General features: G+C 53.3%; 9 protein-coding genes. 1 reads left to right on the forward strand and 8 read right to left on the reverse strand.

The window, feature by feature from the left end; translation table 11 throughout:
* Positions 1–261: 261 nt before the first annotated feature.
* Together WKI47_RS20100 and WKI47_RS20105 are read right to left on the reverse strand one after the other, a co-directional pair.
* Positions 262–1,044, reverse strand: a complete 783-nt coding sequence (locus tag WKI47_RS20100; RefSeq protein WP_340228967.1) for an anti sigma factor C-terminal domain-containing protein — start codon at positions 1,042–1,044, stop codon at positions 262–264.
* Positions 1,045–1,204: 160 nt separating this feature from the next.
* Positions 1,205–1,684 carry a hypothetical protein gene (locus WKI47_RS20105; protein WP_340228968.1) on the reverse strand — a complete coding sequence of 160 codons (480 nt, stop codon included), beginning with the start codon at positions 1,682–1,684 and terminating at the stop codon, positions 1,205–1,207.
* A gap of 285 nt (positions 1,685–1,969) precedes the next feature.
* Here WKI47_RS20105 and WKI47_RS20110 point away from each other — a divergent pair, with 285 nt between their 5' ends.
* Positions 1,970–2,692 (forward strand): 3-ketoacyl-ACP reductase, encoded by a 723-nt coding sequence (locus WKI47_RS20110; protein ID WP_340229039.1) that lies wholly within the window; start codon positions 1,970–1,972, stop codon positions 2,690–2,692.
* Between the two features lie 302 nt (positions 2,693–2,994).
* On the opposite strand, the gene WKI47_RS20115 is transcribed toward WKI47_RS20110, so the two are convergent.
* From WKI47_RS20115 to WKI47_RS20140, 6 genes are all read right to left on the reverse strand, one after another.
* A complete protein-coding gene (locus tag WKI47_RS20115) occupies positions 2,995–4,287 on the reverse strand; it encodes a nitric oxide synthase oxygenase (protein WP_340228969.1) in 1,293 nt (430 codons plus the stop codon).
* 244 nt (positions 4,288–4,531) lie between these two features.
* Positions 4,532–5,005 carry a Dps family protein gene (locus WKI47_RS20120; protein WP_340228970.1) on the reverse strand — a complete coding sequence of 158 codons (474 nt, stop codon included), beginning with the start codon at positions 5,003–5,005 and terminating at the stop codon, positions 4,532–4,534.
* 500 nt (positions 5,006–5,505) lie between these two features.
* Positions 5,506–6,456 carry a nucleoside hydrolase gene (locus WKI47_RS20125; RefSeq protein ID WP_340228971.1) on the reverse strand — a complete coding sequence of 317 codons (951 nt, stop codon included), beginning with the start codon at positions 6,454–6,456 and terminating at the stop codon, positions 5,506–5,508.
* Positions 6,457–6,729: 273 nt separating this feature from the next.
* The gene (locus tag WKI47_RS20130; RefSeq protein ID WP_340228972.1) at positions 6,730–8,979 is read right to left on the reverse strand and encodes an MMPL family transporter; all 2,250 of its coding nucleotides are present in this window, start codon (positions 8,977–8,979) and stop codon (positions 6,730–6,732) included.
* Positions 8,980–9,191: 212 nt separating this feature from the next.
* Positions 9,192–10,142: a diacylglycerol kinase family protein gene (locus WKI47_RS20135; protein WP_340228973.1), complete on the reverse strand. Its 951-nt coding sequence runs from the start codon at positions 10,140–10,142 to the stop codon at positions 9,192–9,194.
* A 169-nt stretch (positions 10,143–10,311) separates the two neighbouring features.
* On the reverse strand, positions 10,312–12,360 hold the full coding sequence (locus tag WKI47_RS20140) for a putative bifunctional diguanylate cyclase/phosphodiesterase (RefSeq protein WP_340228974.1): 2,049 nt from the start codon (positions 12,358–12,360) through the stop codon (positions 10,312–10,314).
* Between the last annotated feature and the right edge of the window lie 425 nt (positions 12,361–12,785).

Consider the following 12,785-nt stretch of genomic DNA (forward strand, 5'->3'; position numbering starts at 1 on the left):
TATATGCAATTATTTCCTCCCAAACTTGTCTGGATACCGAAATAAGTGCGTATTTGCAATTATTTCGAGATATAAGCCGAAAATCGTCGATCAACCGAATAAATAAGTGCATTCTGGCATCTATTTGTTCCAAAAGACCAATTTCGGCGGAAATAAGTGCATATTGGCACTTATTTTCTTTTTCAGTGTTATATCCGAACAACATTTACTTACAAACCGCAAAACCAAAACGCCTCCGAAGTCGTCGGAGGCGTTTTGGTGTCAATTCACAATATACGGATCAAACTGCCGCGTATCCAGCACGCTGTCGCCCAACCGAACGATCGCGCCTTGCATCCAGGGCTCGTCTTGCAATTTCGCCAATTCCTCGCTGCGGCCGGTTACGACGACGCCGTACACTTTGGCGCCGTTCTTTTCCACTTCCTCGGCGGCTGACGCAAAGTCGATCGCGCTTACCGATTCCGCCACTTCCGGGCTTTGCGAGATGCGCTTCAGCGCCTCGATCATGCCTGTTTTCCAGGAAAGAAAGTGGTATTTCAAATATTCTTCGTTCGTTTCGCCTTGCACCGGAATATAATCCAGTCCGACGCTCGAATCGCCGCCGATCGGATTTGCCACGCTTATATTCAAATAATCTTCCGGTTCGGCGGGCGCGGCTTTTCCTTCTTCGTCCGTGACCGCGTAGCTGTCGATTCCCGCCCACTCCTGACCGCTGCGAACAGCGAACCACCGCGGTTCGACGCGAAGTCCCGAAAACTTGGCATTAAGCTCCTTTTGACTATATTCCCGGTCCAGCGACACATACAGTTCCGATCCCGTCAGCTTCGGCAATTCGGACAGCGTTTGCCAAACCTCGGCATTTTGCGCTTCCTGCTGCTTGCGATTACTGCCGCCCGGCAACCAAAAGTATCCGTTGTCCGTTTCGGTAAGCTTGTTGGTGTACATGCCATGCGAGCTGTTTTGGCTTTTCACCTGCGTATCGACAATGCGTCCCCACACATACTTCTGCCTGATGTCTTTTTCCGATTCGATCCGACTGCCCAATCGTCCAGCGACCGAATGGTTTCCCCCTCCTTCCGCAACATCCTAACCACGTTCGACAGCATTGAAAGTTGCACGCCACGCAAAAAAACTTCCGTTTCGCGTCCCGCGTGGGATCGTGAAAACGAAAGTCGAGATCAAGCCATGTACGAAACGTGCATGTTCAAGCCGTGGTCGCTTCGGATTGGGCATAGTGCGCATATTCGGGCAAAAGTTCGTAGTAACCGCTCAGCGATTGTCCCATGATCGTATCGAATACGGCAGGGTTCTCCATACGGAGCAAGGCATTCGCGTACCTCCAGGCGTTCTCTTCCAGACGAAGCGTGATACGCGTGCGAGGCAGGCTGCCCCGAATGTCAACGAGACGGTCCGACAAGTATTCGAGTTCCGGATCATTGGCATGACCCAATTCGTGAGCCAAAACAACGCGTACGTACTCCTCGAACGGTTCGAGGGAACCGAACAGGATCAGGCATTGTTCTTCAAGCGCGCCGAGGTAAAGGGTGATGCGATGATCGTCGAGATTATACTTGCCCCCGATCAAACGTTTTCCGGGAAGCAAATTTTCGAGTACCACTTCGATCTCGCTATTCGAACGGGCCAGGACGTCGGTTACGGTATCTTCGATAAGAGTTCTGTTCATGCCATTTCTCCCGTTCCTTTTTTACAATAAATATCGGCTGGTTGCCGCTTTTTATAAAGGGAAGCCGGAGAATAGTATAACGCTATTGCAAACGAAATGGAAACAAAATATTATTTTACCCGCTTACTGACTTTTTGAAACAACTTACCAAGTTAAGCAACCGAAAAAGCTTTTATTTGGGGCTATGCGTTTTCGCTGTGCGATGTGTACTTGGAAAATCCCGGCGCGTCCGTTACACTTTCAGGGAGGGATTTTTTTACTTCAAGGAGGATATGAATAGTGACTATGCTCGAATTGAAAAACCAGACGGCCGTCATTACAGGAGCAGGAAAAGGAATCGGGCGCGCCGTTGCGGAAGCTTTGGCAGCCGAAGGCGTACATCTGGGTCTGATCGCGCGTACCGCTTCCGACCTGGAAACGCTGCGCGGCGAGCTTACGGAAAAATATGGCGTGAACGTATTTGTGCAGGCTGCTGACGTTTCTGTTCGCACGGAGATCGAAGCGGCTGTCCAAGCTCTGCATGAACAACTCGGTGCCGTCGATATCCTGATCAACAACGCAGGCATCGCTTCATTCGGCAAATTGGTCGATATGGACCCCGAGGAGTGGGAGCGCATCATCCGTGTCAACCTGATGGGCGCCTACTATACGACTCGCGCCGCGCTGCCGTTTATGATCGAGCAAAACAGCGGCAATATCCTGAACGTCGCTTCGACGGCAGGAGAGCGAGGATTCGCCACAGGTTCCGCGTATTGCGCATCCAAAGCTGCACTGATCAGCATGAGCGAAGCGCTGATGCAGGAGGTTCGCAAGTCGAACATCCGCGTCGTGACGCTGAACCCGAGCACCGTGAACACGGAGCTTGCTTCGAACAACAATCTACCGATCGGCGACGAAGACCGTATGATGCAGCCGGAAGACGTAGCCGACCTCGCACTGGCTACCCTGAAGCTGCCTGCGCGCGTATTCGTGAAATCGGCGGGGATTTGGACGACGAATCCGCAGTAGTGGGTGGGGAGAAGCGAGAAGACTCCAAGAAAAATTGCCAGCATAGGCTTCCGAAGTGCATTTCTTCGAAATGCTTCACAAGACGCTGTCTCACTCGGAAAGCCAACATAGCACCGGATGTTACCGCAGGTTTTCTTCGAACTCCTGTATTTCACCGAATTTTTCTCTCCGTCTTCTCGCTTCTAGGTAGGTTAGAGGTTGTTGATACGTTAAACACGCCTTGTCCTGGGGACAAGGCGTGTTTTGTATATTTGCGAATTACACTTTCATAGACCGTGTGTTTCGAAACGACACCTTGCCCCTTAGTGGAACGGACAACCTCCGCGTGCTTGGGTAGCGTAAGTTTCACGTTCGGACGACGCTTTTTGCGGCCGAGTCTGTAGGTTAGAAGACAGGCGCTCCTCCGAAAAACTTCCGCTTTGCGCGCCCGCTCCGGTGACAGGACAGCCTCCGGTCGGCACGACCAGATCCGTCTGTTCCGCTTCCGTTCCTTTGAGCAGGTCCGCATACGGCTTTTTCCCGTAAAAGAAATTCGGCTTCACGATCGTATTGTCGTAACGCTTATGAAAAACATGCGTCGTCGCGGGTGCCATCGGCGGAATCAGCCAGGCCCAGTTGCCCGTAACGTCTCGTCCCGCTTCGCGTTCGCGCTTTTCAAAGCTTTCGAATTGCGCCGCTGCCGTATGATGATCGACCATGCTGACCCCCGCCGCCCGATACGATTCCAGCACCGCCACGTTCAGCTCGACCAACGCCCGATCCTGCCATAACGTGCTGCGGCGGCTGCGGTCGATTCCCATCAGATCGGCGACGACCGGGAGCAGATTGTAGCGTCCTTCGTCCGCCAGGTTGCGCGCTCCGATCTCCGTGCCCATATACCAGCCGTTAAAAGGAGCCCCGCTATACCGTATGCCGCCGATCTCCAGCCGCATATTGGATACAGCCGGAACGGCGTACCATTTTAGCCCCAATTCATTGAAGCCCGCAATCTCGGAATGGCGAATATCGACCTCCAGCACCCGTTCGCGCGGTACCTCAAACCATTTCGGCGCCCGGCCGTCCAGTTGGATGACCAGCGGAAGCACGTCGAAATCGGTTCCGTCTCCCTGCCAACCCAGTTGCTCGCAGATTCGGGTAAATTCCAGCGAAGCCGGGTCACCGATTCGACTTCCGTCTTCCCGCGTATATCCGGCATACCGAATCAACTGTTCATTCCATACGCGCGCGCCCGGCCATTCGCCTTGTTCCGGCCGCAGAATCGTGATCGTCGGACGGATGCGCCCGCGATTCGTTGCGTAGTCCAGATGCTCTAACAACGCCGCCGCGATCTCTTCTTCGGAAGACGCATCGCGTTTATCCACGACATGCAGACTGTCCCACGGCAGGCGCCCGATACAGCGATTGTTGTTGCGCCAGGCCATCCGCGCGCCGTGGCGCAGTTCGTCGTAGGTATGGCTGTAAGTGCCGCCGGTTTCGATCTGCTCCGCAATTTCTTTCAAACGCAGCGCAACGGCTTCTTCCGTAAGATTCAATTCGGCATAACATTGTTTTATAAAAAGTTCCGCTTCCGCGAAAAGGTTGGAACGCTCGCTCATGGGTCTGCACCTCATCTTGTAAATGATCTGAATCACACCTCTTTGTATCATAAAGCAGGTTGACGAAAAAGAAGCAGTCTTTTCGCGGAGATTTGGTGTCAAAACGAAGTTTCGACCGATTCGGAAGAACCGCTTCCGCAAACCGCGCAGCCGAACACGGCAAAAAGCCGGAGTAAGCGCTCCTGCTGTTCGCAGGCAGACCCACTCCGGCTTTTGCGGAAGCTTCATACGATAAAAGCGGGGATCAACGACCCAGGTACGCTTCCAGCATCCAGGCGTCTTTTTCGACTGCGGCTTGAAGACCGATCAGCATGTCTTCCGTTGCTTTGTCGTCCAACGAGCCGGCGATTTCGATCGCTTCTTGCAGTTCGGCCGCTTCGGCACGGAAATCGCGGACCAGCGCTTCGACCATCTCGTTTGCCGTTTCTTTGCCTGTTGCTTCGCTCACGCTCGTCAGTTCGAGGTGCTCGCGAAGCGTAGCGGCCGGCGAGCCCCCGATCGTCAGCAAGCGTTCCGCCACTTCGTCCATGCGTTCCGAGGCCGCGTTGTAGAATTCTTCGAATTTGGCATGCAGCGTGAAGAAGTTCGAGCCTTTCACGTACCAATGGAAGTTATGCAGCTTGGTATAAAGCACCGACCAGTCCGCCACTTGTTTGTTCAATGCCCGGTGCAACTCAACAGTCGTATCCACGTTCACGTTCGTTTTTACAGTTTCCATTTTATATTCTCTCCCTTTGTTTGTTATTTTAAATTTAGACTTATTCTAATTCCTGTTTAAAGTATAACACCGTTCTTTTGAAAAAGCGAGGGTTTGGGAAAAGTTTTTTGGGGATAACCAAATACAAATCTGCTATTTAAGATGGGGGTGTTTATTTTTAAAAATGTGCGCAGAAAGTCAGCATTTAACCTTACGGTTCGGACTTTGAAGAATAATTTCTGACGTTTGGTCAACATTATTGTCTTCTTTTCGCCCAAATCCTCGTTCTGCACCAAAAATGTTGACGAAACGTCAGCACCGGCATCGCAAACGGTAGTTTTGGAAGAAAATCTGTTCAAAACATTAACATTCCAAACTCTTGAAAGCGCAAAAAAGCCCGCCTTCTGCGATAACAGAAGACGAGCTTTGACGTTTTGCAAAACAAAATTCGCCGGTGAACAGCTGATTCGGTCGAGTTTCGGAATCGAATCCTGCAACGCGAAGCTCAATCGAAACGCAAATTAATAACGCTTGGGCGCAGACTCTTTTGCCAACTCCGTGATGTAATCGAAGAAACCTTCCGCGTTCACGTCGTACACCAGTTGCACAGGGCGTCCTTCAGCGGTCTCGACCGTGCGGCCCTGGCTTGGTCCGTCCGGGATCACGATCGCGTTTACGGTGCGGCGTTCAACCAGTTCCGGTTTGCCCAGCGAAGCGGTGGTCAACACGTCCCACAGATAGTAGGTCGAGTTGGTTTCCATATAGACCAGCGGTGGGCAGAATGCGTAGCATTGCCCCAGGAAGTCGACGCCTTCGTAGCGACGTTCGGATGCCCAGCGGTTGCGTACGGCCAGCGTCAAAGGAACCTTGTTCGTGCTTTCCAGCGCGACCAGGTCAATCTCGATGCCGGTGCGGAACACGCGATCTGCGGATTCCGGGTCCCAGAACACGTTCCATTCCGCTGTTCCGTCATGCTCCGGCTCTTGAACATTGCCCGTCTCGAACGTGCCGCCCATCCAGAACAGGCGCGAGATCTTCTCTTCGATCTCCGGCGCTTCGTCCAGAGCGCGAGCAAGATCGGTCAGCGGGCCGGTGAACAGCAGCGTTGTTTGTCCTTCTGTACGCTTCACCGTCTCGATCAGATGGCGATGCGCAGGAAGGTTCGACAATGGAGCTTCCATTTTACCCGATTCGTTAAGCAGCGGAAGAGCGTCAACCAGGAACGAGTGCATACGCCACTCGGCTGGGAACGGATTTTTGCCGCGTGAGTTGGACTTGGCTACCTCAACGCTTTTGCCTTTTCCGAAACGATCAATAATCTTACGGCTAGCATCGGTCGCCGGCTCCAAATATCCGTCTGCCGGAATCACCGATACGCCCGTGACTTCAACATCTTCCATTTGCAGCAGCAGAAACAGCGAGACCAGATCGTCTACTCCGCCGTCATGATTGAAATATACTGGTGTTTTCAAACGTTCCACTCCTTAAAGCTTAATCATACCCGTCGAATTTCCTCTATTGTTACATACCCGTCACAACACTATTTATTATGAAGCTTGCAAGGAAGGGAGTAAAGGCAATCCGGCAAATTAAAAGCAACATTCGCCCCAGTATATTTTTCCATTCATAAGCAGAGATCGACGTTCCACTGACCGGATCAACCCTTCAACGTAGAAAAAAGAACTTTGCCTCGAAACGGTCATGCACTGCACCCGATGAAAGTAAGGTCACGCCGATAAAGTCGATTACACGCGAACTTCTTCCCCTGCTTTCTCGTCTTCCGGATGCTGCGGCGCGCGACCCGGCCAGAATGCGGCACGGCCCAAAAGTCTCGTAATTGCCGGAACCAGGAACGGTCGCACAATAAAGGTATCCAGCAGCACGCCTAGTGCCGCAACGACGCCGAACTGAACCAGCACTTGAATCGGCAGCGTCGCAAGCACCGCGAAGGTGCCGGCCAGAATGACGCCTGCCGAGGTGATTACGGTCCCCGTTTCGCCTACGCCTTCGCGAATCGCACGCTTCAGCGGGAGAGATCGGCTTTTTTTCCAAATGCTCGATACCATGAAAATGTTATAGTCCTCGCCCAGCGCTACCAGGAATACGAAGGCATACAGCGGAATCGCTCCCTGGATCGCCTCTTGTCCCAAACCGTAATGCAGAATGAGCCAACCCAATCCCAACGCGGAAAAATAGGACAGCACAACGGTGGCGATCAGATAAACGGTCGCGACCACCGAACGCAGATACGCGAGCAGCAGCAGCGAGATCAAGCCGATCACGACAGGGATGATCAGATCGGTATCCCGCTCCGTCGCGGCCCGGGTATCGGTCTGCGTCGCGGTTTGGCCGCCGATCCAGACCTTTTGATCCGAAACCGCGATGCCCGCGTCGCTCAGCGAAGCCTCGGCCGTCTCGCGAAGTATCGCCACGTCGTCCATCGCTTCGTTGGAGTACGGATTAACGTTAAGCTTCACGCTGTAGAGCCGCATATTCGCGTTTTCGGCACCGCTCTCCGGCTCGGCGACTGTGTCCACGAAAGGCAGATCGGTCAGACGCGCCGCCAGCTCGCTGTCTTTGCCTTCGCTATCGACAATCACTTGAACAGGAGCCAGCTCGCCCGGCGAGAAGCCTTCGGCGATCGTATCGAAGCCTTCCACCGACGGCATATCCGACGGGAAGGAAGATAACAGATCATACGTAAAACGAATCTGCGACGAAGCCGCGGCCAGACCGCCCAGCACGATCAGCGCGGCGACCACGACCGTCCACGGACGTTCCGTCACGATGCGGCCGATGCGGCTGTCTTTGTTTCTTTTCCGATGGCTGACCGGCTTGTTCCGGCGCTTGGCACGCTCGTCTTCCATCTCCGGCGTACGCGGCACGAACGGGAAGAACGAAGCGCGGCCGATAATTGCCAGCATAGCCGGAACCAGTGTCAAGCTGGCGATACCCATGATCAGAATCGCCACGCCGAACGGTACGGCAAAACGATGATACGCGCCGTATTGGGCGAGCAGCAGCGTGAACAACGACAGAACAACCGTTAATCCGCTCATCGCGATCGCGCCGGACGAACCGGAGATCGCGTTTTTCAGCGCTTCCCGTTTGCTTGCCGTTTCTGTCAGGCATTGTCGGAATCGCGTAATCAGGAACAGGCAATAATCCGTACCCGCGCCGAACAGTAAAACCGTCATGATCGAGATCCCCTGCGCATCCGCCGTGATCCAGCCCCGGTCCGCCATGGTGCCGAGAATCGGGCTAATGACCAGATAAGCGAAGCCTACGGCGACGATCGGGATAAAAGCCAGAATCGGCGAACGGTAGATCAATAGCAAAATGACCAGCACCAACACGACGGTCGCGATCAACAGCGATACGTCGGCGTTTTGAAACAACGCTCCGCCGTCGATCGCAATCCCGACAGGCCCGGTTATCCGTGCAGACAGCTCGCTTGTACCGGTTGCCTCCTCAAAAGGATCACCGCCTGTAATGGATATGGCTCTAGCCTTTAACTCTTCTACGCTTTCTTTGAGCCCATCGGTATCTGCGGTTTCATCCAGCGTAATCGGCAGGACAATCGTACTGCCGTCTTCCGATAACAGCGACTGGCGCGCAGGAGCAGGAAGCTGATGCAGCGGAAGCACGCCCTCCTGATTCGCCAACGGTTCCGATTCCAACGATTCCGTCAACGCAGCCAACTGATTCAAGTCTTCATCACTCAACCCGCCGCTGCGGTTCCATACCAATAATGCGGGCTGTCCGCCGTCTCCGGGGAATTCCCGCTCCGCGACCTGCGCTGCCTGAACCGACGGATAGGCGTCGCTCAGATCCGCAGCCGCATTATCCTCCCGCTCGTTGATTCCGGGCCATATCACGTTGAGCAAAATAGCCGCCGCAATCCAAATTCCCAAAACCACCCAGCGTCCGACCGGACCGGACAAAACGCTGGAGAAACGTGACGCGGTTCCTTTGTTTTTCTTATGGTTCGACATCTTCGCTATGCCTTCTCTCTACGATCGAATTTCCCCGTTGCAACGATTTCCCCCGAAATTTTGCGCCGCTCCCTATGACTCATCGGTCATCGACCATTATTATGACTCATGAGTCATTTTTGGTCAATCTTTTATTTCCGAAAAGGTCCAAGCAAAAAGCCGGAACCGCGAGTAATCTCGCGAATCCGGCTTTGCCGTTTTGCTTAGCTACATCAGTCGATCGAAGAACGGGTGTCCAATTCCGCCAGACTGTCGACCAAGCTTCCTTGCGTCGTCTCGGGTCCGTAATAAAAACGCAGCTTCGACGGCTGGACCGAAATCTCGGCAGGCGTCTGCAAATAAATTTCCCCGTCGCTGTCGATGCCTTTCGGTTCGTCGGTGTCGACCAAGAGCGAAGACGTTTGAATATATTCGATGACTCCGCCGCTTTCGCGATAATCCGTCAAGTCGCCGCCGTTGATTACCTGCCAAGCCAACGACAATCCCGCTTCGCGTACGATCAGCACATCCAATATGCCGTCGTGAACACCGGAGCCCGCAAACGGAAGCTTCGCCGTTCCCAGCGAACGGCCGTTAGCGACCAAAATCATCACCGCTTCGCTGTCTACCGTGCCTTCATCATGCTTTAACCGGAATTTGAAAGGTTCGGCCTGACGCAAGGTTCGCAGCGTGCTTAGAAAATAACTCAGCTTGCCGATCCGTTCTTTTTGATCCGAGTCGATATTTTCCGAAGTGTCGGTGATCAGTCCGATGCCCACAAAATTCGTAAAAACGCGTCCGTTTACCCGGCCGACATCCGTATCATGCACGCGCCCGGCCAGCACCTCTTCTGCGGCTCGCCCTACCTGCATCGGCAATCTCAGCGTTCGCGCAAAATCGTTGCAAGTCCCTCCCGGCAAGATGGCGATTTCGGGTGGACGAGCAGCTTCGGCAACACCATTTATACACTCGTGTACGGTTCCGTCTCCGCCGAGCACAAGCAATAGATCATAATCGCTGCCGCGCTCCCGGCATATCTTTTCGCCATCCCCCGGTTCCGCTGTCTGCACAAGGGTTAGCTCGCCGACTTCGCCGGCTAGCGCCGCAACGGCGTCACCAAGCTGCCCGGCTTTCTCCTTGCCCGCCTTACGGTTATAAACCAACATCGCTTTTCCCCAGCGCATACACTCATCCTCCGTCCACTTCTTACGAATCGGTTCATTGTTCCCGTTCTCATTATTACCCACGAGAAGAAGAGACGACGGCAACAAAACCAGTACCATGACCGCGTAAGAGGAAATTCAGTTGCTACTTTTATGTATAAACGGTGTAGGATTGAGCTGCTTGATGTCCTTAATCCGCCCGAACGGTATGGCTTGGAGCCGAATCGATTCGCCATGCTCCAGCCTCTACTTCTTCGGGCAGCATAGGGCGTCCGTAATAATAGCCCTGCATTAAAATACAGCCGCGCGAAAGCAAAAATTCCGCTTGTTCAGCCGTCTCGACACCTTCAGCCACGACTTCCAGGTCAAGCAGCCTTGCAATGCCGATGATGCCTACGATCAAAGCTTGCTTGGAAGCCAAGTCGCTGCTTTTGACGAAGGATTGATCGATCTTGAGCGTGTCGACCGGGATTTCGTCCAGCCGCCCCAGCGACGAGTGGCCTGTTCCGAAGTCATCCATCGACACCTGAACGCCGAGGTCGCGCACGCGTTGAAGTTGGGACAGGGTAATCGTCATATTTTTCATCGCAATCGACTCGGTAATCTCCAATTCAAGCATTGGCCCGGGCAATCCGCTTGAACGGAGCGCTTCGTCGACCATATCGAAGATCGTCATACTCTCGAACACTCGGTACGACATGTTCACCGAGATGCAGACTTTGAACTTTCCTTCGTCGTGCCAGCGCTTATTCAATCGGCATACTTCGCCCAGCATCCAGCGGGTCATCGGCACGATCAGGCCCGTTTCTTCCGCGATCGGAATAAATTCGCCCGGCGAAACGACGCCTTTTTCCGGGTGACGCCAGCGCAGAAGCGCCTCGAATCCGGCTTCTTTGCCGCGACGCGCGTCCCATTTGGGTTGATAGACAATGAAAAATTGCCCATGTTCAAGAGCGAGTCGAAGGTCTTTTTCCAGCTCCATCTTCCGACTGAGCTGTCCGCCGATTCCGGCATTGAAAAATACCGTTTTGTCTTTGCCCGATGCTTTGGCCTGATCCAATGCCGCATCGGCTGCTTTCAATAATGTAGCGCGATCGCGACCGTGAATCGGGAATAGGCTGATGCCCGCGCTCGCCGTGACGTACAGCTCGTTGCCTTCGATCATGTACGGGCGGCTAATCTCTTCCAGCATACGGTTAACCCGTTCAAGCAACAGATTCGGATCTTTTTCCGCGCCGACCAACAAAAATTCGTCGCCGTCCATACGGAATAAAGCTTCGCGTTCATGGATTCGCATACGAATACGCTGCGCGGCATGCGCCAAAAGCAGATCGCCCAGATCGCGACCGAGCGTATCGTTAATGACTTTAAAACGATCCAGGTTGATCAGCACCATGGAACCCAATCGCTCCTCGGTCAACCGGCGATCCGATTCTTCGGCAAGCGCGTAACGGTTGCGCAAGCCCGTCAGCGGATCGAGGAAAGCGATTTGCTTGAGCGTACGACGTTCGAACACCATGAAGATCCAGGTGATAGCGAGAATGACGGAAATCAGCGCAGAGACTCCGGCGATAAAATAAGACGATGGCAAACCGGTATAGCCCAGCACGGCAGTAGCCGAGTGGAAACCATCAATGCGTAATGAACCCAGTACGGTATATTGCATGGCGAAAATCCCCGCACCCAGAATCAACGAAGCCACAGGCTTCGATAGACTAAATCCGGTTGAACGATGAAAATTCCCCAGTACGTATAGAGCAAAATAAGAAGAGACAAACAAGATTCCTACCGAGAAAATGCCAACGACCGGATCAACCCCCACGAATAACCCGGGCCGCAGGGCAAACAAACCAAGCGCAGACATCAAGGTAACGCCCAAACCAAAGACTGCTCCCGCAATCCGGCTTGTTAGCGGCTTCCGTCTCGCGAACAACGAAAACATTATGTATGCAGATAAACTTACGATCACAATCGCCAAAATGACAACCGATGGCGTATAGTCGAGCGAAATACGATGATGATAAGAGAGCAGACTCATAACATGGACCAACCAGGTTCCTGTTCCAAGAACCAAAGCTGCGACAGCCGGATATAGTCGCTTCGTCCCCTTGCCCGTTCGGCTTTTGACCGTAGCCAAAACGAGGCCGATATAGGCAGAGATCAGGGCGACCGACAGCGACAGAACGACAAGTATGCCGTTCCAATTCTCCGTTAAACCTGTGACGAGGACAGAGATCATAAATCGGTACCCACTTTGCGTTATGATATTTTTGTTCAAATGCTCTTGCTTGAGGCAAGTAAAACCTTTCCCTAATTATATCGAATAAATATGCGAAATCCATTAGGAGAGTGAAAAAAAACCGGCACAGGGTGAGCCGATTGATTTTCATGCTTGGAAAGTCCTATTCGTAAAGGAAGCTGGGGGGGCTGCGGGGGAAATTCGCTCAAGACGCTGTCTCACCCGAAAAGTGGAATAGGATTTGAATAAGGAAACTTTTCGGGTTCAAAGGCGTCTTTCGCTGAATTTCCCCCTCCGCCGCTGCGCTTACGGGCAGGGCTTTCGGGCATGAAAAAGAACCGGCAGAGTGTGCCGGTTCTTTTTTTGGGGGGAGGTTAGGAGTCGAGCACTGGCTGCATGGGCGCTCGACTCAACCTCCGGGTTGG

The sequence above is a fragment of the Saccharibacillus sacchari genome, assembly GCF_037722395.1.
Classification (GTDB): Bacteria; Bacillota; Bacilli; order Paenibacillales; family Paenibacillaceae; genus Saccharibacillus; species Saccharibacillus sacchari_A.

What these genes read in the sequence shown, in the direction of transcription:
- WKI47_RS20105 (WP_340228968.1), bottom strand. Translation starts at nt 1,684, where the DNA reads ATGAACAGAACTCTTATCGAAGATACCGTAACCGACGTCCTGGCCCGT.
- WKI47_RS20110 (WP_340229039.1), top strand. Translation starts at nt 1,970, where the DNA reads ATGCTCGAATTGAAAAACCAGACGGCCGTCATTACAGGAGCAGGAAAA.
- WKI47_RS20115 (WP_340228969.1), bottom strand. Translation starts at nt 4,287, where the DNA reads ATGAGCGAGCGTTCCAACCTTTTCGCGGAAGCGGAACTTTTTATAAAA.
- WKI47_RS20120 (WP_340228970.1), bottom strand. Translation starts at nt 5,005, where the DNA reads ATGGAAACTGTAAAAACGAACGTGAACGTGGATACGACTGTTGAGTTG.
- WKI47_RS20130 (WP_340228972.1), bottom strand. Translation starts at nt 8,979, where the DNA reads ATGTCGAACCATAAGAAAAACAAAGGAACCGCGTCACGTTTCTCCAGC.
- WKI47_RS20135 (WP_340228973.1), bottom strand. Translation starts at nt 10,142, where the DNA reads ATGCGCTGGGGAAAAGCGATGTTGGTTTATAACCGTAAGGCGGGCAAG.
- WKI47_RS20140 (WP_340228974.1), bottom strand. Translation starts at nt 12,360, where the DNA reads ATGATCTCTGTCCTCGTCACAGGTTTAACGGAGAATTGGAACGGCATA.